The 19,349-nt window shown below is 73.9% G+C and carries 21 protein-coding genes; 8 read left to right on the plus strand and 13 right to left on the minus strand.

The annotated features are described in order from the left end of the window. Positions 1 to 33 precede the first annotated feature (33 nt). Positions 34 to 501 (plus strand): N-acetyltransferase, encoded by a 468-nt coding sequence (locus D1J60_RS19300; RefSeq protein ID WP_125821922.1) that lies wholly within the window; start codon positions 34 to 36, stop codon positions 499 to 501. On the opposite strand, the gene D1J60_RS19305 is transcribed toward D1J60_RS19300, so the two are convergent. Then, on the minus strand, positions 486 to 1,184 hold the full coding sequence (locus D1J60_RS19305; protein WP_125821923.1) for a DUF4291 domain-containing protein: 699 nt from the start codon (positions 1,182 to 1,184) through the stop codon (positions 486 to 488). The two genes, D1J60_RS19300 and D1J60_RS19305, sit on opposite strands and share 16 nt — an antisense overlap. A 176-nt stretch (positions 1,185 to 1,360) precedes the next feature. Beyond that, positions 1,361 to 3,841, minus strand: coding sequence for a helicase C-terminal domain-containing protein (locus D1J60_RS19310; protein ID WP_241253321.1), 2,481 nt, complete (start codon positions 3,839 to 3,841; stop codon positions 1,361 to 1,363). A 63-nt stretch (positions 3,842 to 3,904) separates the two neighbouring features. Between D1J60_RS19310 and D1J60_RS19315 the strand changes: the two genes are divergently transcribed. Then, positions 3,905 to 4,876 (plus strand): hypothetical protein, encoded by a 972-nt coding sequence (locus tag D1J60_RS19315; RefSeq protein WP_125821925.1) that lies wholly within the window; start codon positions 3,905 to 3,907, stop codon positions 4,874 to 4,876. Positions 4,877 to 5,557: 681 nt separating this feature from the next. Here the strand turns inward: D1J60_RS19315 and D1J60_RS19320 are convergent. The 3 genes from D1J60_RS19320 to D1J60_RS19325 are packed head-to-tail and all read right to left on the minus strand — an operon-like array spanning position 5,558 to position 7,345. Next, positions 5,558 to 6,142 carry a GNAT family N-acetyltransferase gene (locus D1J60_RS19320; protein WP_125821926.1) on the minus strand — a complete coding sequence of 195 codons (585 nt, stop codon included), beginning with the start codon at positions 6,140 to 6,142 and terminating at the stop codon, positions 5,558 to 5,560. An 11-nt stretch (positions 6,143 to 6,153) separates the two neighbouring features. Further along, entirely contained in the window at positions 6,154 to 6,453 is a 300-nt protein-coding gene (locus D1J60_RS38105; RefSeq protein WP_241253322.1) for a hypothetical protein, read from the minus strand. A gap of 49 nt (positions 6,454 to 6,502) precedes the next feature. After that, the gene (locus tag D1J60_RS19325) at positions 6,503 to 7,345 is read right to left on the minus strand and encodes a hypothetical protein (protein ID WP_241253323.1); all 843 of its coding nucleotides are present in this window, start codon (positions 7,343 to 7,345) and stop codon (positions 6,503 to 6,505) included. Between the two features lie 124 nt (positions 7,346 to 7,469). Here D1J60_RS19325 and D1J60_RS37335 point away from each other — a divergent pair, with 124 nt between their 5' ends. From D1J60_RS37335 to D1J60_RS19340, 3 genes are all read left to right on the plus strand, one after another. Continuing rightward, positions 7,470 to 7,616, plus strand: a complete 147-nt coding sequence (locus D1J60_RS37335; protein ID WP_164720925.1) for a hypothetical protein — start codon at positions 7,470 to 7,472, stop codon at positions 7,614 to 7,616. Further along, a complete protein-coding gene (locus D1J60_RS19330) occupies positions 7,609 to 7,863 on the plus strand; it encodes a hypothetical protein (protein WP_125821927.1) in 255 nt (84 codons plus the stop codon). Before D1J60_RS37335 ends, D1J60_RS19330 begins: the two co-directional genes overlap by 8 nt. 498 nt (positions 7,864 to 8,361) lie before the next feature. Then, positions 8,362 to 9,021, plus strand: a complete 660-nt coding sequence (locus D1J60_RS19340; RefSeq protein ID WP_125821928.1) for an HAD family hydrolase — start codon at positions 8,362 to 8,364, stop codon at positions 9,019 to 9,021. A 28-nt stretch (positions 9,022 to 9,049) separates the two neighbouring features. Here D1J60_RS19340 and D1J60_RS19345 read toward each other — a convergent pair whose 3' ends face one another. Then, positions 9,050 to 9,304, minus strand: a complete 255-nt coding sequence (locus D1J60_RS19345; RefSeq protein ID WP_125821929.1) for a hypothetical protein — start codon at positions 9,302 to 9,304, stop codon at positions 9,050 to 9,052. 178 nt (positions 9,305 to 9,482) lie between these two features. On the opposite strand from D1J60_RS19345, the gene D1J60_RS38660 reads away from it, so the two are divergent. Next, on the plus strand, positions 9,483 to 9,866 hold the full coding sequence (locus D1J60_RS38660) for a cold-shock protein (RefSeq protein WP_007265584.1): 384 nt from the start codon (positions 9,483 to 9,485) through the stop codon (positions 9,864 to 9,866). Between the two features lie 67 nt (positions 9,867 to 9,933). On the opposite strand, the gene D1J60_RS19355 is transcribed toward D1J60_RS38660, so the two are convergent. The 4 genes from D1J60_RS19355 to D1J60_RS19370 form a co-directional block, all read right to left on the minus strand. After that, the gene (locus D1J60_RS19355; RefSeq protein ID WP_125604977.1) at positions 9,934 to 10,812 is read right to left on the minus strand and encodes a 1,4-dihydroxy-6-naphthoate synthase; all 879 of its coding nucleotides are present in this window, start codon (positions 10,810 to 10,812) and stop codon (positions 9,934 to 9,936) included. Then, complete coding sequence (locus D1J60_RS19360) at positions 10,772 to 11,524, minus strand: futalosine hydrolase (RefSeq protein ID WP_125821930.1); 753 nt, start codon at positions 11,522 to 11,524, stop codon at positions 10,772 to 10,774. Before D1J60_RS19360 ends, D1J60_RS19355 begins: the two co-directional genes overlap by 41 nt. A gap of 16 nt (positions 11,525 to 11,540) precedes the next feature. After that, on the minus strand, positions 11,541 to 12,044 hold the full coding sequence (locus tag D1J60_RS19365; protein WP_125604973.1) for a DUF2771 domain-containing protein: 504 nt from the start codon (positions 12,042 to 12,044) through the stop codon (positions 11,541 to 11,543). Positions 12,045 to 12,283: 239 nt separating this feature from the next. After that, positions 12,284 to 13,663, minus strand: a complete 1,380-nt coding sequence (locus D1J60_RS19370) for an MFS transporter (RefSeq protein ID WP_125821931.1) — start codon at positions 13,661 to 13,663, stop codon at positions 12,284 to 12,286. A 448-nt stretch (positions 13,664 to 14,111) separates the two neighbouring features. On the opposite strand from D1J60_RS19370, the gene D1J60_RS19375 reads away from it, so the two are divergent. Continuing rightward, positions 14,112 to 15,044 carry a DUF3027 domain-containing protein gene (locus D1J60_RS19375; RefSeq protein ID WP_125603080.1) on the plus strand — a complete coding sequence of 311 codons (933 nt, stop codon included), beginning with the start codon at positions 14,112 to 14,114 and terminating at the stop codon, positions 15,042 to 15,044. 78 nt (positions 15,045 to 15,122) lie between these two features. Here the strand turns inward: D1J60_RS19375 and D1J60_RS19380 are convergent, their stop codons facing one another. From D1J60_RS19380 to D1J60_RS19390, 3 genes are all read right to left on the minus strand, one after another. Continuing rightward, positions 15,123 to 16,073 carry an RNA polymerase sigma-70 factor gene (locus D1J60_RS19380; RefSeq protein WP_125821932.1) on the minus strand — a complete coding sequence of 317 codons (951 nt, stop codon included), beginning with the start codon at positions 16,071 to 16,073 and terminating at the stop codon, positions 15,123 to 15,125. A gap of 20 nt (positions 16,074 to 16,093) precedes the next feature. After that, positions 16,094 to 17,281: an FAD-dependent oxidoreductase gene (locus D1J60_RS19385; protein ID WP_125821933.1), complete on the minus strand. Its 1,188-nt coding sequence runs from the start codon at positions 17,279 to 17,281 to the stop codon at positions 16,094 to 16,096. Positions 17,282 to 17,520: 239 nt separating this feature from the next. Next, a complete protein-coding gene (locus D1J60_RS19390) occupies positions 17,521 to 18,543 on the minus strand; it encodes a WD40 repeat domain-containing protein (RefSeq protein WP_125821934.1) in 1,023 nt (340 codons plus the stop codon). Positions 18,544 to 18,619: 76 nt separating this feature from the next. Here D1J60_RS19390 and D1J60_RS19395 point away from each other — a divergent pair, with 76 nt between their 5' ends. Continuing rightward, positions 18,620 to 19,318: a GDSL-type esterase/lipase family protein gene (locus D1J60_RS19395; RefSeq protein ID WP_125821935.1), complete on the plus strand. Its 699-nt coding sequence runs from the start codon at positions 18,620 to 18,622 to the stop codon at positions 19,316 to 19,318. Positions 19,319 to 19,349 lie beyond the last annotated feature (31 nt).

A 19,349-nucleotide genomic window follows, 5' to 3' on the forward strand; every position in this document is an offset into this window, starting at 1 on the left:
ACGCCGGACGGGCGGGCGGCGTACCTTCCGGGCATGAGTGAAGATCAGCAGCCCCTCGTACCCGAGGGCTTCGACGTGCCGCGCACCCTCGCCGGTGAAGGATTCCGGCTGGAGCCCCTCGGGGCGGAGCACAACGCGCGGGACCTCGCCGCCTGGAGCGGGAGCATCGCGCACGTCCGGGCCACGCCCGGTTTCGCGGGCCGGAACTGGCCGCCGCCGGAGGGGATGTCCGCCGAGGCGAACCTCGCCGACCTGGAGCGGCACGCGCAGGACTTCGCCGAGCGGCGCGGGTTCACGTACAGCGTGCTGGAGGGTGACGCCGAGGTCATCGGCTGCCTGTACGTCTACCCGTCGAAGGAGCAGGCCGGGCGGGTGCACGTCAGCTCCTGGGTGCGCGAGGACCGGGCGCACCTCGACGCCGTCGTGTACCGGACGGTCAGCGCCTGGCTGCGCGAGGTGTGGCCCTTCGACACCGGGCTGGTCGACTACGCGCCCAGGTGAGGCAGCGGGCCCGCCGGGTAGGGGGTCTCGGCCGGGAGCAGCGCGCGGGCCGCGTCGAGGTCGCCCGCGCGGACCAGCCCGTGGATCTCCCGGGCCAGCGGGGTGACGTCGCGGATGGACACCGTCCACTCGTCGGCGTACGCCCGTGACGCCGGCCCCGACAGGCCCAGCTGCAGGGACCGGTGGGGCAGCGCGTTCAGGTGGAGGTCGCGCTCCGGGTCCCACTGCACCCGCGCCGGGGAGCCGGCCAGCGACGCCTTCCACGCCCCGCGGTCCGCGTGGACGCCGGGCACGTAGTGCGACAGGCAGGCCTGGGAGAGGGCCCGGTCGAAGCCCTCGCGGGTGATCTCGACCGCCAGGACGGTCTCCTGGTCGGGCTTCGCCGCCCAGCCGCAGCGGTACATCATCCACAGGAACGACGGCTTGATCCACGTCATCCGCTCCCGCTTCCACGCCGGCGGGAACCGCCCGTCCCGGGCCGCGGGGAGGCCGAGGTGGGGGGCGTAGGCCTGGTAGACGGTGACGGTGGTGGCGGTGTGGAGGGCGCGGATCTGGTGCCGGGGGGTCGGGGTCGGGGCTGCGGGATCGGGGTCGGCGTCGGTGTTAGGTGCGGGTGCGGGTGCGGGTGCGGGTGCCGGTCCGGGTGCGGGCGCGGCCGGGGCCGTGGGCGTTGCTTCGGGCATGCCGTCAGGGTGCCGGTTCGCCGTGGTCGGCTACCAGCGGTTTTCGGCGGGGGCCGGGTTACGACGGGGCCCGGCCGGGCGGGACGGGCCAACCCGGGGCCGCTCAGCCGGCCAGGGCGCGAAGGGGCCCGGTGCCGGGGAGGGCCGGGGCGTTCTGTCCCGGCCGGCCGGGCCGCTCAGACCTGGTCCTCCGCCAGTTCCGCCACCCCCGTGATCCGGTGCAGGGCGTACGTGCGGACCTCGTCCGCCGTGTGGTCGTACCCCGTGACGAAGCCGCCCTCCACCCGCACCGGGGCGATGACCCGCTGGCTCGCCGCCCCGTCCGCGTTCACGTACCCGATCCACACCGCCGACCCCGTCAGCGCCGCCGCCTGCACCGTCGCCAGCGTCTCCGCCGCGCTCGTACGCGGCAACTCCCCGGGAGCCCCCGACGCCGACCCGGCCGCCGGCTCCTTGCGGACCGCCGTCGCCGCCAGGTCGCCCGCACGGATCGCCCGTACCGCCGCGCCCAGCAGCGTCGCGTCCGGAACCGGCGGCCCGTCCGGCACCGGCACCGGCGCCGAACGCGCCGGGGTGCGGTGCGCGTCGGCCCGCGCCACCATCACGTCACCGGTACGGGACTCCGCCGCCGGGGCGTACCCCATCGCCCGCAGCCCGTCCAGCAGGGCCGCCGGGTCCGCCTGCGCCGCCAGCACCGTCGGCGCCAGACGCCGCAGCCCCAGGGACGCCGACCGCCGGTCGGCCAGGATCTCGCCCAGCATCGCGTCGTCGTCGCAGCGCACGTACGAGGACGCCGCCCCCACCCTCAGGTGGCCGTGCCGCCGCGCCACGTCGTCGATCAGGTACGCCAGCGGCTGCGGAACCGGCGTACGGCTGTGCTCGGCGAGGAACGCGTGCAGGTCCGACGCCGCCTGCCCCGAGTCCAGCGCCCGCCGCACCGAACCCGGAGTGAAGCGGTACACCGTCGCCCCGCCCTTTGACTCCACCTCCGCGAGCACCGCCAGCATCTCCGCCAGCGGACGCAGCAGCGGCCCCGGCGCCACCGCCGTCAGGTCCGCCTGCAACAGCACGTGGTCCACCGGTTTTGGCAGCAGCGGCGCCAGCAGCCCCGCCGGATCCCCGTGCTCCAGCAGCGCCCGGCCGAACGCGCTGAGCGCACCCCGCCCCGTCACCCCCAGCACCTCGGCCTCGTGCAGCGCCCACCGCGCGAGCCGGGCCCGCAGATCGCTCGTACCGCGCGCCGGCCGTTCCCACGCCAGCCGCTCCAGCACCGCCTCCGGATCGGGCACCCCGCCCTCCGGCAGCTCCCCGGCCAGGTCCAGGACCCTCCGCCGCACCTCCGGCGCCGCCGAACGGTCCAGGTCCGGACCCAGCGCCGACAGCGTCCGCCCCTTCGCGTCCTGCTCCCCGACCAGCCCCGGCGTACGCGTCGCCGGCAGCCACGCCGCCGCCAGCACCGCCCACCGCTCCGCCGGCGGCAGCTCCCGCCAGTCGTCGAACGCGGGCGTCGGCGCGTACCGCTCGTCGGCCTCCCCGTCACTGGCCAGCAGCCCCGCCGCGTACGCCAGCTCCACCCAGAACGCCGCCTCGGACTCCGTCGTGTCCAGCGCCGCGGCCGTCCGCTTCAGGTCCCGCACCGCCAGCCCGCCCGCGCGCAGCACCAGCGGACCCGCGTGCTCCCAGGACTTCACCAGCTCCTCGACGGTCTCCAGCGCCGCCAGCGCCTGCCCGGCCGCGTTCGCGTCCACAAGCTGTGGACGGTGCTCCCGGTACACGCCGACCACCGGTGCGAGCGGCTCCGTACGCCGGTGCGCGAGCCCGCCCCGCAGGTGCAGCGCCACCTCCCTCGGCAGGACGACCGTCCGCGGCGAAGCCGGCAGCAGCAGCCCCCGGTCGCGCAGCCAGCGCACCGGCGGCGTCGGCTCCGGCGTCACCTCCCCGTACGGCGGCCCCCACACGAGCCGCCCCAGCACCTGGTGCGCCTCCGCCGGAGCCCCGTCCAGCAGCGCCGACATCCGCTGCGGGTCGGTGAACAGCCCGGTCAGCGCCGCCACCGCCGACACCGGGTCGTGCGTCGCCGGCAGCCCGGCCGCCGCGACGATCTCCTGGATCCGGGTCGGCGACATGCCCGCCGTCGCCTCGGCGACCGTCGGCCCCAGCCCCGTCGGGGAGGGCCGCTGCGCGGACGGGGCGAGCAGCTCCCGGGCGGTGCGGACCAGCCGCAGCCGGTCGTCGTCCCCCCACACCAGGGCCTGGTCCCGCAGCGTCCCCAGGGCCCGGGGGAGCGCGTCGCGGGCCTCGGCGCCCTCGGCGTCCCCACCGCCGCTGCCGGTGAGCAGCTCCTCCAGCACCGGGTAGGGGCAGGGGTCCGGGGCCACCGCGAGGGCCTCGGCCGTCTGGAGCGCGAACCGGTCCAGCCGGTCCAGGGCCCGTACCACCGACGCCCGGGTGCCGGCCCGGGTGGCCAGCTGGGTGACGTCGCCGGGCACCGGGTTCAGCAGGTCGGGGCGGGCGTGCAGCAGGGCGGCGAGCGCCACGTCGTCGCGGGCGCGGAGCGCCTCGGCGAGGGAGCGCGGGGCGTTCGCCGCAGCGGTACTTGCCTCGGGCACGGTGGTCGCCTCCTGGTCACGCCGGCCGGACCGTCGGCCGGTCCCCATCCGGCCAACGGTATCCGCTGCGTCGTCGGCCGCTCCACGGACGCACGCGCTACCGTCGGGGGCGTGGGGATCGAGAGCGACCATCTGGTCTACGAATATCTGAGCCGCGTCGGGGACTTGGCGGCCCAGCGGCAGCTGTCGTCCGGTGACCGGATGCGGCTGGTTTCGGGGCTGCGGGACGAGATCGACCGCCGCCGCGCCAAGTACGAGCCCGACACCCCGGCGGCCGTACGCGGGATCCTGGAGCGCATCGGCACGCCGGAGGAGGTCCTCGACACGGTCGGCGCGGCCGGGCGTGGGGCGGCGGCCCCGGCGGTTCCGGCGTTTCCGGCCGTGCCGACCCAGCGCACCGCCGAGGACCTCCCGCGGGACGCCCCGCAGAACGTCCCGCAGAACGTCCCGCCGCACCTGGCCGGGCTCGACGAGCTCGGGCCCTCCGGCGGAGCCGAACCCGACTGGTGGAGCCTGTCCCCCGGCGGCTCCGGCAGGGGGCGGGGGCCGCAGGTGGAGGGCTTCGCGGGCGGCATCGAGATCCCGGACCTGTTCGGGGAGGAGGCGGAGGAGGAACGGGCGGCGAAGGAGAAGCGGGAGGCCGCCAAGGACCCCGCCGCCGGGCCGGCCGCAGCGGCGGGCGGCCTCGTACGGTTCCTGCGCGACCGGCGCGAGAAGAAGAAGGCCGCCGCTCCGGAGGGGGAACCCAGGCCCCGCCCCCACGCGTTCCTCGTACTGGCGGCGGTACTGCTCCTGGCCGGTGCCCTCACCGGGTACTGGCCGCTGCTCGGCGCCGGCGCGCTGGTTGCGTACGCCTCGCGCGTGCTCGGACCCCGCGAGCGCAAGTGGGTCCTGCTCGGCCTGCCCGTAGCGGTCTTCACCCTGGCCATGCTCTGGCTCTGGGGCCGCGCCGCGGGCAACTGGGGCACCCCCATCCCCTCCGACCGGATCGGCCCGACCTTCCAGTCCCTCTGGCCCACCCTGGCCCGCACAGCGGGCGCACTCACGGCGGCCTACCTCCTGTGGCGGGCGCGGCGGCGGTAGCCCGGAGCACGGGTACGCGCCTTGCGGCGCGGGCCCGCCATCTCCCCCTCGACCCCCTGGGGCGGGGCGGCGTTCGCCCACCCGCCCCCTTGTCTGCGGGCCGGGGGGCCGGGGAGCGGCACCCCCCTAGGCCGGATCAGAGCGGGTTGGGGGCTTCCCGTCAGTCCCATCGTCCTTCCGGTTCGGGCCGGTCCCTCAAGGGCGCTCCTTCGTCGCGTCACTTCGTGATCGCCTTCGGCGACCCTTGACCGACCGGCCCAAACCGGAAAGCCGAAAGACTGCCGGGAAACCCCCAAAGAAACGGGACGGATGATCCTTGGAGGGAGGCCTCCCTCAGCGCTGAGGCGAGGGGCCGGGCGCCGGCCCGCCGGGCATCCGGGCCCTCAAGAGTCGAGATTCGGAGCCGGTGCGCGACTACCCGCACGGGAGGTTGATCAGAGCCCCCTCCAGACCCCCCAGGCGCGACAGATCGCTACGCGCTCCTCCCGGCATAGCGTCCAGCGACCGTCTGTGGTTGATCCCCACGCCAGAGGACGACCAGAGCGGCCGGGGTGCACGGGGGCGCGTCAGATCGCTACGCGCTTCTCCGTCTCGGCGGCTGCCGCCGGTCTTGGGTTGCTGGCGGTTGAGAATGCCGTCCACCAGGTGGGCGGAAGGCGCCTGCGGCGTCGGTCACTTCGATCACCCGGGGCAGGGGGATCGTTCGGGCTGGTCGGCCCTCAGGGGGAGCAGCATCACGTCGTGCAGGGGGGCGCCGGGCCACGGTTGTGCGTCACCCACCTTGCGGTAGCCCCATGACCGGTACGCGGCCACGGCGGGTTCGCTGTCCGGACGGACGTTGAGCAGGACGCGTTCGGCGTTGCTGTTGGCGAGCAGGGTGTCGTGCAGGCGGCGGGCGATCCCCTGCCGGCGCCAGTGGGCGCGGACGGCCAGCTCCATGAGGCCGAAGGTTCTGTGGCCGTCCTCGCGGCGCATGTCCTCGGGTACCGGTTCGGTGAGCTGGTCCCACCAGCCCGTCTTCGGGCTGAGGGGGTAGCCGTAGGCCATGCCGATCGGCTCGCCGTCATGGGTGGCCAGGGCACCGACGAAGGTGCTCTTGCGGGTCTGGGACCGGAAGCGCCGGAAGGCGGCCGATACGTCCGCTTCGGTCTCTTCGTAGGGCGGTTCGGCGAAGGCTTCTGCGTAGACCGATCGGAAGGCCGCCTCGGCGTGTGCCGCAGCCTGTCCGTCGAGCGTCTCGACGGCGAACTGTGTTGACTGGCTCATCCCAGGTCCTCTCAGACGGTCTCGCGAATCCGCACAACACAGTCGCGGGCGGTCCGGCTCCCGATATCCGATGCCGAGCGCTGGAAATTCCGTACCTTGCTCAGCAGGCGTGGAGAGGAGATGTCACCCCACGCGTCCATGACACCGTCCACCACGGCGCATGCCTCCTCGATCTCTCCGGCCGCGAGCAGCGCATCGGCGAATTTGACGCGGTAGGAGGCGCTGTTGCGGGCCAGACCGCTGCTGATGCCGCCCACGGCGGCCCGCAGGAAGGGCACCGCTCGGCCCGGCTGGTTGGCTCGCATGTACATGTCTGCGGTGGCGTAGTCGACTTCGAAGGGGCCGACGAACCTGGCCCAGTCAGGTACATCCTCGTCGCGGTCCGTGCGTCCTTGGAACTGAACGGCTCGGCTCAGGGATCGGCGGGCGGCCGGCAGGTCTCCAGAGTGAATGGCCACGTTGGCACCTCGGAGTGCGATCACCAGATGAACCGTCGCACCCGCTTGTGCCCGAGTCGCAAGCCAGCAGTACGAGTGTCTCCAGAACGGAGATCTGAAGCAGGGAGTTGTCGACGAGTTGAGCAGCGGCAAGGGCTTCCATGCATGCGGTCCTGCCTTCGGCGATGCGGCCGCCGTCATAGCCGTACCACGCCCGATGACCGTGCAACTCGGCCAGCATCGTCTGAAGTTCACGGCCGACGGTCGAGGTGTACGACGCTTCGCGCAGGGCGCTGGTGATGTCCGCCTCGATGTGATCGGCCTGTGCGTTCGCCGGCACGCTGCCCTTGGCGTGGTCGGTCCGGTAGAGCCCCGCAAGCCGCTGCCGCACATGGCCGAGCTCGGCCGTACCCACGCGCATCCCGGACGCGGCGGGCATGAGAGCCGCCGCTATGAGACCGCCCGCGTCCGCGACGAAGGTTCTCCTCTTCACCCTTCCAGAGTCGCTGACCGGTTCCGCAACCGTCAGGCGATGCAGAGGTACCTCGAAACCCATCTCCGCGAGCGGGACACCGAACATCGCTTCCAATACTGTCTGTTGCCCCGGATGCGGCAGTGGTGGCGGTGTCTCGTTCTCCCATCGCCGCAGCTGGCGCACGCTCACTGCAGCCGCGATGCCGAGTCGCGCCGCCTCGGCTGAGAACGCGGCAACGAACGACGCCTGTGTATACCCCGCCGCCTGGCGTAACAGGACCAGCTCCTTCACAGCCTGCTCATCCTCCGTATGCCGACCGTCACGGATCCAGATTATGGACGGCCGCTCGGTCGCGAGGGGAAACGTCCGCCCTCCCGGCGCCCGCCTCACCCCCGCACACGCTGGACTTGGCTCCATGACCGCGCCCCATGACCAGACCGCGCAAGGCGAACCCTGGCCACGACGGGAGGCCAACACCGGCCCCAGCCAAGAGCTCCTGGACCGTGCACTCGCCGGCTGGGAGCGCTTCCTCGACACCTTCGAAGGAGCGCCCGATGAGTGAGTGCTACGAATACGTCCCCCACCGCCTCCTCCACCGACGCGTTCGAGACATCGCCTCGGGCACCGAGGGCATCCTTATGGCCGTGATCAACGAGAACGTCTCCGACACCGGCATCGAACGCTGGATGGAGCTCGCATACATCCGAGGCGCATGCGGCCGCGAATTCACCACCGCCGCCACCAACGTCGAACCCGCCCCGGACCAGCCCAAGACGGCCGCCAGCCGCCGAGACCAGAGGAGCACGTAGCGATCTGACGCGCCTGTCGGATGCCTAGGTGGATCTGTTCGGCCTCTGGGGCGGGTAGCAGCCACAGGCGGTCGTCGGACGCTGAGACGGGAGGAGCGCGTAGCGATCTGTCGCGTCTGGGGGGTCTGGAGGGGGCTCTGGTCGGGCTCTCGTGCGGGTAGTCGCGCACCCGGCCCGGAATCTGGACTCGTGAGGGCTCGGATGCCCGGCGGGCCGGCTCCTGGCCCCTCGCCCCTCGCTGAGGGACCCGTCCCTTGCCCTTGGACCGTGCCGTTTCTTTGGGGGTTTCCCGGCAGTCTTTCGGCTTTCCGGTTCGGGTCGGTCGGTCAAGGGTGGCCGAAGGTCATCGCGTAGCGACGCGACCGAAGGGAGCGCCCTTGAGGGACCGGCCCGAACCGGAAGGACGATGGGACTGACGGGAAGCCCCCAACCATCGATGAGACCGCTCCGCAGGGTGCCGCCCCCGCCACCCGCCCCCAGCCTCGGCACAATGGCGGCATGACCTCAGGCAGCCCCAACCCCGCCCCCGCCCCCATCCCCCCGCAGCTCACCGTCGGGTTCGACCTCGACATGACGCTCATCGACTCCCGGCCCGGCATCAAGGCCGCCTACGAGGCCCTGTCCGCCAGGACCGGGGCGTACATCAACGCCGACGAGGCCATCACCCGCCTCGGGCCGCCGCTGGAGGAGGAGCTCGCGTACTGGTTCCCCGAGGAGGAGATCCCGGCCATGCGGGACCTCTACCGGGAGCTCTACGTCGACCACGCCATCGAGCCGACGCCCGCGATGCCCGGCGCCCATGAGGCGGTCAAGGCCGTGCAGGCGCTCGGCGGGCGGGCCATCGTCGTGACGGCGAAGAACGAGCCCAACGCCCGGCACCACCTGGAGCACCTGGGGATAGAGCCCGACGCCGTCATCGGCTGGCTCTGGGCCGAGGCCAAGGCCGGGGCGCTGCGCGAGTACGGGGCGCAGGTCTACGTCGGCGACCACGTCGGCGACGTGCGCGGCGCCCGGACGGCCGGCGCGCTGTCGGTGGCGGTGCCGACCGGGCCGTGCGCGGAGTCGGAGCTGCGCGAGGCCGGTGCGGACGTGGTGCTGTCCGACCTCACGGAGCTGCCGCGGTGGCTCGCGGAGTACGAGCGCGCCCGCACCGCCTGAGGGCGAGGGCGAGGCCGGGCGAGGTGCGTCAGGCGGCCTGGGACGCCCGGGCCGCCTTGCGCTGTGCGGCGGCGGAGCGGAGCACGCCCGCCGCGGCGATGGCGAAGCCGACGCCCATGAGCATGCACACGGCCCACGCGTACGACGGGAACGGGTCGGTTCCCAGGAACAGCGGGGCCATCGTCGCCAGGGTCGCCAGCGCGCCGGCGATGAACACGATGCCGCCGGTCTTGATCAGGCCGTCGCCGGGCCGCGCATCGTCGGGATGAGGAGTAACAGTCACCCCACCAGGGTAGTTCCCTGGCCGAAGCGGTGGACTCGGGAAGGACCGGGGAACGTCTTGTCAGCGGTTTGGGGACCATTAGCCTGGAGGAGGCGGGTCGAAGGACCCGCTGTACTGCTATCCGGAGCCGTTCACCACGGTCACCCGGACCCGACGAGCACAAGGACAGAGGACGGACGTGCCTACCGGCAAGGTCAAGTGGTTCAACAGCGAGAAGGGCTTCGGCTTTCTCTCCCGTGACGACGGCGGCGACGTCTTCGTCCACTCGTCGGTGCTCCCGGCCGGGGTCGACGCCCTGAAGCCCGGGCAGCGGGTGGAATTCGGAGTCGTCGCGGGACAGCGCGGTGACCAGGCACTTTCCGTGACGGTGCTGGATCCGGCGCCCTCGGTCGCGGCTGCCCAGCGCCGCAAGCCCGATGAGCTCGCGTCGATCGTGCAGGACCTGACGACGCTGCTGGAGAACATCACGCCGATGCTGGAGCGCGGCCGCTACCCCGACAAGTCGCACGGCACGAAGATCGCCGGGCTGCTCCGCGCGGTGGCCGACCAGCTCGACGTCTGAGCGGGCGAGACCGGCAAGCCGGTGCCCCGCCGCTCCTTCCGAGCGGCGGGGCACCGTCGCGTTCGCGTCACGGGAAGCGCAGCGCGTCCGCCGGGACGGGCGGGACGAGGCCCTCGGCGGCGGCCCTGGTGAGCAGGCCGCGGACGGCCGCGTACCCGTCGTCGCCGAGGTCCGCGGTGAACTCGTTGACGTACAGCCCGATGTGCTGGTCGGCGACGGCCGGGTCCAGTTCCTGCGCGTGGGCGCGCACGTACGGCCGCGAGGCCTCCGGGTCGTCCCAGGCCATCCGCACCGACGTACGGGCCGACTCGGCCAGCGCGCGCAGCTTCTCCGCGCCCAGCGAGCGCTTGGCGATGATCGCGCCGAGCGGGATCGGCAGTCCGGTGGTGGACTCCCAGTGCTCGCCCATGTCGGCCAGGCGGTGCAGCCCGTACTCCTGGTACGTGAACCGGGCCTCGTGGATGACGAGTCCCGCGTCCACGCGGCCGTCGCGCACGGCCGGCATGATCTCGTGGAACGGGAGGACGACGACCTTCCCGACCCCGTCCGGCAGCACGTCCGCCGCCCACAGCCGGAACAGCAGGTAGGCGGTGGAGCGTTCGCTCGGCACGGCCACCGTGCCGGCGGACAGGTCCGTGCCGGGCTCGCGGGTGAGGACGAGGGGGCCGCAGCCGCGGCCGAGGGCGCCGCCGCAGGGCAGCAGCGCGTACTCCTCCAGCACCCAGGGCAGTACGGCGTACGACACCTTCAGCACGTCCAGCTCGCCGCGCTCGGCCATGCCGTTGGTGACGTCGATGTCGGCGAAGGTCACGTCGAGGGCGGGCGCGCCCGGGACCCGGCCGTGGGCCCAGGCGTCGAAGACGAAGGTGTCGTTCGGGCAGGGCGAGTAGGCGATGGCGAGCGGTTCAGCGGTGTTCGTGGTGTTCGCGGTGCTCGTGGCGCTCATGGCGTTCTCCCCAGTTGACGAGTACGGGTCCCAGTGCGCGGAATCCGGCGGTCAGGGCGGCGAGCGCGTCGCCGATGCGCCAGGCGGCCCGGTCGCGCGGCCCGACCGCGTTGGACACGGCGCGGACCTCCAGTACGGGCAGCCCGTGCGCGGCGGCGGCCTCCGCCACCCCGAAGCCCTCCATCGCCTCGGCCCCCGCCAGCGGGTGCCGGGCGGCGAGCTCGGTGGCGCGGGGGGCGCTGCCGGTGACGGTGGACACGGTCAGGACGGGCGCCAGGAGCGCGCCGGTGGCCTCCGCGGCGCGGGCGGCGAGCTCGGCGGGCGGAAGGTGCACGCTGCGGCCGAAGCCCAGCTCCTGCACCGGAAGGAATCCCTCGGGGGTCTCGGCCCCCAGGTCGGCGGCGACGAGCGCGTCGGCGACCACCAGCGAGCCGAGCGGGGCGGCGGGCGCGAACCCGCCGCCGATGCCGGCGGAGATCACGAGGGAGTAGTCGGCCAGCGCGAGCGCGGTGGCCGTGGCGGCCGCCGCGGCGGCCGGGCCGACACCGCCGACGAGCACGTCGGCGGCGAGGCCGGGCAGGTCCCGGCGGGTGATGAGGTAACCCCCGGGGAGCGTGCGCGGTTCGGGCGTGACCGGGTCCGGATGAGGGGTGAGACCGGCGGCCACGGAGTCGGCCTCCGCGGCCACCGCGGTCACGATCAGCGCGCGCACGCCGCTGCGCCCGCCGCTACTTCTTCAGCTTGAGCTTGAAGGTCCAGACGGAGAGGGGCTTGCCGTCCTCGCCGACCTGGACGAAGCCCAGCAGCTTCGACTGGGGTGCCTCGCCCTGGCCGCCGGTCGCGAAGACGTCGGCGCCCTGGAAGCTGCGGTAGGTGTTCGAGGAGGGCTCGGTGATCGGCTGTCCGTCGAGGACGGCCTGCCACTTCTTGCCGTCCTCGACGACCTCGGGCTCGACGCCCAGGCGCAGGGTGTCGCCGCGGCCGTACTCGACGGTCTTGGCCTTCTTGGGGTCCGTGAGGCAGTTCTGGACCTTGTCCATGGTGAGGTCCTGGCCGGTGGGGCTGCATTCGCCCTCGGACTCGGCGGACACCGACGAGCTGCCGACGGTCACCGTCGCGAGCGGGGTCGGCTTGTCGCCGCCACAGGCGGACAGGAGGAGGAGGCCGGCGGACACGGCTCCGAGGGCCGCGACGCTGCGGCGGGCCCTACCCGGGAAAAGCGGTGCGGTCATGAGCCGAAGGCTATCGGGCCGGTGGGCTGCGCCGCCGCACGGGGGTCCTCGGGCCGCGTCGACCGTTGCCGTGCCGTGCCGTGCCGTGCCGTGCCGTGCCGTGCCGTGCCGTGCCGGGCGGGGGCGGGCGGGGGCGGGGGTGTGCCGCTGCGCGGGCTGCTCCCCGCCCCGCCCTTCGCCCGTTCCCCGGGGCGGAGCCCCGGACTCCCTGGGGGCTCCGCCCCCAGACCCCCGCGCCCCTACGCCACCCGGGGCCGCGGGGACGTCGGCTGGTGGCGGGGGGACGTCAGGAGGCCGCGGAGGGCCATCGCGGTGCCGGCGGCCACCACGGCGGCGGCCACCGCCATGCCCAGGGTGCCGTTCAGCGGGAGGGCGATGCCGATCGCGCCGCCCAGGACCCAGGCCACCTGGAGCAGGGTCTCCGAGCGGGCGAAGGCCGAGGTGCGGACGGCTTCCGGGACGTCGCGCTGGATCATCGCGTCGAGCGAGAGCTTCGCCAGGGCCTGGCAGAAGCCGGCCGTGCCGGCCAGGACGGCCACGAGCAGGCCGCTGAAGAAGACGGCCGAGAGGATCGCCACGCCCAGGGTGACGGAGAGGACCGAGGCGATGATCGCCTCCGGGGCGCGGGCGCGGAGCCACGCGCCGACCGCGGTCCCGGCGGCGTTGCCGATGCCCGCCGCGACGCCGACGATGCCCAGCGACACCGCCGCGCTCTGCCCGGCGAGCGGCTGCTCGCGCAGCAGGAACGCCAGGAAGAAGATCAGGAACCCGGACAGGCAGCGCATCGCCGCGTTAGCCAGCAGCCCGCACAGGACGGGGCGGCTGACCGTGCGCAGCCCGGGGCGCTTGGAGTGGGCCTCGTGGGTGGAGAGCCGGGCGCGGCGCTCGCCCTTGGCGTCGTCGACCTTGTGCGGCAGCTGGAACGCCGCGAAGGTGCCCCACACGAAGATCGCGCAGGCCCCGTACAGCGGCCAGGGCGGTCCGATCGTGTGCAGTCCGGCGGCCACGGGTGCGGCCGCGCCGGTGGCGAGCAGGCCCGCGAGCGTGACGCGGGAGTTCGCCTTGACGAGTGAGAACTTCGGCGGGAGGAGCCGCGGGACGACGGCGCTGCGTACGACTCCGTACGCCTTGGAGGCGACCAGGACGCCCAGGGCCGCCGGGTACAGCTCCAGGCCGCCGGTGGCGACGGCGCCGGACATCATCAGCGCCAGCAGGGCCCGCGTCAGCATGGCGCACGCCATCGCCGCCCGCCTGCCGTGCGGGAGCCGGTCGAGGAGGGGGCCGATCACGGGGGCCAGCAGGGTGAAGGGCGCCATGGTGATCGCCAGGTAGAGGGCCACCCGTCCGCGTGCCTCGTCGGTGGGGACCGAGAAGAACACCGTCGAGGCGAGCGCGACGGTGATCATGACGTCTCCGGCGCCGTTGATCGCGTGCAGTTCGATCAGACGGCCCAGTCCCGACTCGCCGGCCCCGTGGGCGTGCGTGGCGCGCCGGATTCCGCGCGCCGGACCGGTGATGGGGAGGTGCAGGGCACGCCCGACCGCCCGGCCGGCCCGCTTGGCCGGTCCCGAGCCGTCTGCGGACGACCGTGCGGGAGCCACGTGGCCATAGTGCCCCACGACGCCATCCGGGACCCCTCCCGGCGCGTCAGGGGCGTGGTTCCGGGGGGCCCGGGGGCGGGCCCCGCGCGGCCTGCGTACGGGTCTCGGGCGGCTCCGAGGGGCGTTCGGGCGGCTTCCGCCGGCGTTCGCGCGGCTTCCGCCGGGGCGTTCGCGCGGCGTGCGCGCGCGTGTGTTGTCCGCGAATCGGACCTCGCATGTGGGCCGAAGGCTTCGAAGGAGGTAGCGTGCGTAGCGCGCCACCGGCGGTTGCACTTGGCCGCGCGCCTCTTCGTGATCCCGCAGAATGGATCACAGTGGGGTGCGCCCGAGGCCGATCGGGGCGCGGACGTCGACGCGGCCCTCTGGTCCGCTCCGCCCGCGCTACGTACGGACGAGACCGACGGGTCGTTGTGAACGACAGTACGGACGGCGCACTCGTGAGACGGCGTAGGAGAGAACGAGACCTGTGAGTGCTGCGACGACGCGAAGCCGTACCCCGCGTACCCCGCGTACGCCCGCCCCGGACCGCCTCTGCGCCGAGGCGGTCGAGTTCGCCCGCGCGGCGGCTGAGGAGGCCGCCCACCCCGGTGTGGTGGGCGAGCACGTCTCCGTCGTAGCGGAGGGCGACCGGGTCGTCACCCACTTCTTCGAGTGCAAGGAACCGGGCTACCGCGGCTGGCGCTGGGCCGTCACCGTGACCCGCGCCTCCCGCGCGAAGAACGTCACCCTCGACGAAACGGTGCTCCTTCCCGGCGACGACGCGCTCCTCGCCCCCGAATGGGTGCCGTGGAGCGAGCGGCTGCGCCCGGGCGACATGGGCCCGGGCGACCTGCTGCCGACGGACGCCGACGACCTGCGCCTGGAGCCGGGCTGGTCCGGGGAGGACGCGCCGCCGCCGAACTCGGTCGTCTCCAGCGAGATGGCGGAACTGGTCGAGGCCGAGGACGCCGACGTCACGGACCGCGCGGTCGTCCCGGCGCGAGGTTCGATCACCGCCGTGGCCGAGGAGCTCGGCATGCGCCGCGCCCGCGTCCTGTCGCGGTACGGGCTGCACACGGCGGCCGACCGCTGGGACGAGTCCTTCGGGGCGAAGACGCCGATGGCGCAGGCCGCGCCCGCGTCGTGCGTCTCGTGCGGCTTCCTCGTGGCGATCGGGGGATCGCTGGGGCAGGCCTTCGGGGTCTGCGCCAACGAGTTCGGTCCGGCGGACGGACGGCTCGTCTCCCTGTCGTACGGCTGCGGCGGCCACTCGGAGGCCGCCGTCATGCCGAAGCCGCCGCGGCCCGCGCCGCCGGTGCTGGACTCGATGGCGACGGACGAGTTCCCGCTGCGCCCGGCGCCCGACACCGGGTCGGTGCCGTCGGCGGACCTTCCGTCCGCCGATCTCGGGCACTCGTAGCCCGTCCGGTCCGTCCGGCCCCTCCGGGCCGTCGGCTGGTGAGGGACGGGTCGCCGGGGTGCGGCGCCCGCCCTCGGCTCACCGCAGGGTGATCGCGGTCTCGGCGGCGACGGCGCCGAGCTTCTCGGGGTTGCGGACGAAGTAGATCCCGGCGATGCGGCCGTCCTCGACGTGGAACGCCATCACGCCGTCGAGTTCGCCGTCGAGGTGGGCGAGCAGTGCAGGACTGCCGTTGACCACGGTGGGGGTGACGGAGAAGCGGCCCGCCCTCTTGCCGACGCCGCCGACGATGAAGCGGCCCACCTTGCCGGCGCCCGTGACGGGGCGCAGCGCGGCCTGCTTGATGCCGCCGCCGTCGCCGACGAGGACGACGTCGGGGGCGAGCACGTCCAGCAGCCCCTGGAGGTCTCCGCTGTCGAGCGCGCGCCGGAAGGATTCCATGACGGCCCGGGTCTGGCTCGCGGAGACGGTCTGGCGGGGGCGGCGGGCGTCCACGTGACGGCGGGCGCGGTGCGCGATCTGGCGTACGGCGGCGGGGGTCTTGTCGACGGCGGCGGCGATCTCCTCGTAGCCGACGTCGAAGGCCTCGCGCAGGACGAACACGGCGCGTTCGGTGGGGGAGAGCGTCTCCAGCACGAGCATCATCGCCATGGAGACGCTCTCGGCGAGCTCCACGTCCTGCGCCACGTCCGGTGCGGTCAGCAGCGGTTCGGGCAGCCATTCGCCGACGTAGGACTCCTTGCGGCGGCTCATCGCCCGCAGCCGGTTGAGGGACTGACGGGTCGTGATGCGGACGAGGTAGGCGCGCCGGTCCTCGACCTGGCCGAGGTCGACCTTCACCCACCGCAGCCAGGTCTCCTGGAGGACGTCCTCGGCGTCGGAGGCCGAGCCGAGCATCTCGTAGGCGACGGTGAAGAGCAGGTTGCGGTGGGCGACGAAGGCTTCGGTCGCCGCTTCGGTCGCCGTGTCGGCGGCCGTGTCGGCGGTGCGGGCGTCGTCGTGCGCGTCGTCGTGCGCGTGGTCGTTCATCTGGTCGGTCCCCCCGGGAGTCAGGCGGCCGTGGTCTGTCCCCGCACGGCCTGGAGCTTCTTCTGGCGGTTGGCTGCGCCCATGAGGTGGAGACGGTAGCCGCCGGGCTTGTGGGCCTCGTCGGCGAGGTGCTTGACGACGCCCGTGCAGACGGTCTCCTTCAGCTTGGCGCCGGGCTTGCCGTCGACGTGGAACCAGATCGCGTTGTCGGCCTTGGCGAACTGGAAGATGCCGTCGTGGCGGCCGAGGCTGATGCACTGGGCCCCGAAGGGCTGGTTGAGGGTTTCGGGGCGCTCGCCGGCGAGGCGGCTCAGGACGGTGTCGGCGGCGCGGGCGCCCATGGGCATGGCGGCCTGGCAGCTCATCCGCAGCGGCAGGCCCGACGGGGCGGCCGAGTCGCCGGCGGCGACGATGCGGTCGTCGTCGACGCTGGTGAGGGTCTCGTCGGTGAGGATGCGGCCGGCCGTGTCGGTGGCCAGGCCGCTGCGGGCGGCGAGGTCGGGGACGGCGAAGCCGGCGGTCCAGACGGTGACCCGGCTGGGCAGTTCGCGGCCGTCGGCGAGGCGTACGGCGGCGGCGCTGACGTGGGTGACGGTGCTGTCGGGGCCGTCGACGACGGTGACGCCCAGGCGGGCCAGGCGGCGGGCGACCGAGCGGCGGCCACGGGCGTGGAGGTAGGGGCCGAGGGTGCCGCCGCAGACCAGGGTGACGGGGCGGCCGGCGCCGGCGAGTTCGGCGGCGGTCTCGATGCCGGTGGGTCCGGCGCCGACCACGGTCACCGGGGCGTCGGCGGGGGCGGCGTCCAGGACCGGGCGCAGCCGCTGCGCGTCTTCGAGGGTGGCGATGGGGTGGGCGTGTTCGGCGGCTCCGGGTACGCGCAGTTCCGCGCCGGCGCTGCCGACGGCGTAGACGAGGTAGTCGTAGGCGAGGCGGTCGCCGGAGGCGAGGGCGAGGGCGCGGGCGGGGGCGTCGATGCGGTCGACGGTGTCCACGACCAGGCGTACGCCCTCCGCGAGGACGTCCTCGTACGCGACGACGGCCGCGTCGTTGCCGACGGCGAGCTGGTGCAGGCGGATGCGGTGCACGAACGACGGGCGCGGGTTGACCAGGGTGACGGTGACGTCGCCCCGCCGGGTGAGCCGGTTGGCGGCCATCACGCCCGCGTAACCGCCGCCGATCACGACCACGTCGGTGTTGTTCTCGCTCATCGTGTCCTCCTCCGTTGGGGTTCGGACACAAGACACCGGGCGCCCCGCACGTGTGACAGGGTGTGACCCAGATCACGTCGGGCGGTGTGGAACGGGCCCCTGTCGTCACCCCCGTGAACGACGGGGGCCCCTCGCCGACAGTGAGCTTAGGCGGGTGTTCCTCGAGGTCATGTGCACTGCGCGCACGGATCGTGAACGTTGCGCGCAGGAGGTTTACGACGCCCGGGGGCCCGGTCGCCCTAACCCTTGCGGCGGCGGAAGAGGCGCTTGCCCGCCAGGACCAGGGCGGTGCCCGCCGCGAGGACCAGCGCCCCCTTGGTGAAGCTGCCGGAGTCCTGCCCGGACGGCGCGCCCTGCGCCCCCGCGGAGCCCGTCGGGCCGCCGCCCGGCCGCTGCGGGGCGGGGGAGCGGGCCGGGGCGGACGCGGCCGCCGCCGGAGCCACCGGTACGGCCACCACCCTGCTGTTCGCGCCCTCCGCCCCGAACATCAGCGTCCTGCCGTCCGGCGTGTACGTCACCGACTCCGCCTGCCCCTGCCACGGCGCGTCCACCCGTTCGCCCGGGCCCTCGGGGCGGCCGTCCTTCCAGGCGTACGTACGGGCCGTGAGGTAGCCGCGCAGCGTCAGCCGCGTCCCGTCCGGCGAGAACGCCCCGTCCGTCACCCACGGCACCTCCGCGACCCGCCGGAAGACGTTGCGCCCGTCCGCCGACAGCCGTTCGGGGCCCTCGTACAGGCCGCCGCCCTGCTCGTTCTTGCTCGCGATGTACACCCGGCCCGTCACCGGATGCACCATCAGCGCCTCCGCGTTGCGCGGCCCGTCGGCGTACGTGACCGTGAACTGCTCGGCGGCGACGGTCCGGTCGCCGAGCTCCTTCGGCTCCTGGAAGCGGTAGATCCACACGTGGTCCCAGGTGCCGTCCTTGTTGTCGCCGATGTCCCCGAGGTACAGCTGCCCGTCCGGTCCGAGCGAGATCGCCTCCACGTCGCGCGGGGTCCCGATCCCGGTCAGCGTCAGCCGCGCCACCGTCCTGCCCGTCGCCGAGTCCACCGCGTACACGTACGGGCCGTCGTCGCTGTCGTTGTGCGTCCAGTACACGCCCGGGTGGATCCGGCTGGCCGCGAGCCCACTCGACTCCCTGATCCGCGGATCGGTGAGGGTGAACCCGGACGCGGCGGGGGTCTCCGCCGCGAGGGCGGCCCCCGGCAGCAGGGCGAGCACGAGGGCGGCGGGGACGGCGGTCGACCGGGGCAGCAGGCGCATCCCACAAGCCTGCCACCAGGCAGGGCGTGTCCGGCATCACAGGGGCTCCCGGCGCGTGATCCGCGATGATGACCGGATGCGTTTCATGTTCGTCGGCGACTCCATGACCATCGGACGCGCCGGCGACTACACCTGGCGCTACCGCATGTGGCAGCACCTCGGCGCCACCCTGGGCGACGGATCGTTCGAGATCGTCGGCCCGCGCACCGCCCTGTACGACGACACCGGCGCTGACGGTCCCGCCGGACAGGACTACGCCGCCCCGGACTTCCCCGCCCACGCCCGTCGGCACCTCGCCGGCTGGGGCGAGGGCTGGCAGCACATGGCCCCCCTCATCGGACCCGCCGCCGCCGGCCACCGGGCGGACGTGCTGCTCGTCTCCCTCGGCCTGATCGACCTCGGCTTCTACACCAACGCCGAGCAGACCGCCGGCAACGTCCGCGCCTTCGTCGCCGCCGCCCGCGAGGCCCGCCCGGCGATCCGGATGGTCTTCCTCCCGGTCATCCCCAACGTCCGCGCCGAGGACGAACCCCCGTTCGCGGCCGAGGTCGCCCGGTTCAACGAACTCCTCGCCAAGGCGGTCGCCGACCTGACCACCGACGCCTCGCCGATCCTGCTGGCCGCCCGGCCGGCCGCGTACGACATCCACCACGACACCTACGACGGCACGCACCCCAACGCCTCCGGCGAGCACCGCCTCGCGGCAGAGTTCGCGGCCGTCCTGCACCAGGCCTGGGGCATCGGCGGCCCCTACCGGTCCGCGCCCGCCCGGTAAGACCCCTCCCGCGAAAGGGTCTTGCCTGGAG

The sequence above is a fragment of the Streptomyces sp. W1SF4 genome (assembly GCF_003950035.1).
Taxonomy (GTDB): domain Bacteria; phylum Actinomycetota; class Actinomycetes; order Streptomycetales; family Streptomycetaceae; genus Streptomyces; species Streptomyces racemochromogenes.

Bases quoted from the DNA above. Each gene is read 5' to 3' on its own strand.
- D1J60_RS19300 (WP_125821922.1), top strand. From the start codon at position 34: ATGAGTGAAGATCAGCAGCCCCTCGTACCCGAGGGCTTCGACGTGCCG.
- D1J60_RS19305 (WP_125821923.1), bottom strand. From the start codon at position 1,184: ATGCCCGAAGCAACGCCCACGGCCCCGGCCGCGCCCGCACCCGGACCG.
- D1J60_RS19310 (WP_241253321.1), bottom strand. From the start codon at position 3,841: ATGGGGACCGGCCGACGGTCCGGCCGGCGTGACCAGGAGGCGACCACC.
- D1J60_RS19320 (WP_125821926.1), bottom strand. From the start codon at position 6,142: ATGAGCCAGTCAACACAGTTCGCCGTCGAGACGCTCGACGGACAGGCT.
- D1J60_RS38105 (WP_241253322.1), bottom strand. From the start codon at position 6,453: ATGTACATGCGAGCCAACCAGCCGGGCCGAGCGGTGCCCTTCCTGCGG.
- D1J60_RS37335 (WP_164720925.1), top strand. From the start codon at position 7,470: ATGACCGCGCCCCATGACCAGACCGCGCAAGGCGAACCCTGGCCACGA.
- D1J60_RS19330 (WP_125821927.1), top strand. From the start codon at position 7,609: ATGAGTGAGTGCTACGAATACGTCCCCCACCGCCTCCTCCACCGACGC.
- D1J60_RS19340 (WP_125821928.1), top strand. From the start codon at position 8,362: ATGACCTCAGGCAGCCCCAACCCCGCCCCCGCCCCCATCCCCCCGCAG.
- D1J60_RS19355 (WP_125604977.1), bottom strand. From the start codon at position 10,812: ATGAGCGCCACGAGCACCGCGAACACCACGAACACCGCTGAACCGCTC.
- D1J60_RS19365 (WP_125604973.1), bottom strand. From the start codon at position 12,044: ATGACCGCACCGCTTTTCCCGGGTAGGGCCCGCCGCAGCGTCGCGGCC.
- D1J60_RS19380 (WP_125821932.1), bottom strand. From the start codon at position 16,073: ATGAACGACCACGCGCACGACGACGCGCACGACGACGCCCGCACCGCC.
- D1J60_RS19385 (WP_125821933.1), bottom strand. From the start codon at position 17,281: ATGAGCGAGAACAACACCGACGTGGTCGTGATCGGCGGCGGTTACGCG.
- D1J60_RS19390 (WP_125821934.1), bottom strand. From the start codon at position 18,543: ATGCGCCTGCTGCCCCGGTCGACCGCCGTCCCCGCCGCCCTCGTGCTC.
- D1J60_RS19395 (WP_125821935.1), top strand. From the start codon at position 18,620: ATGCGTTTCATGTTCGTCGGCGACTCCATGACCATCGGACGCGCCGGC.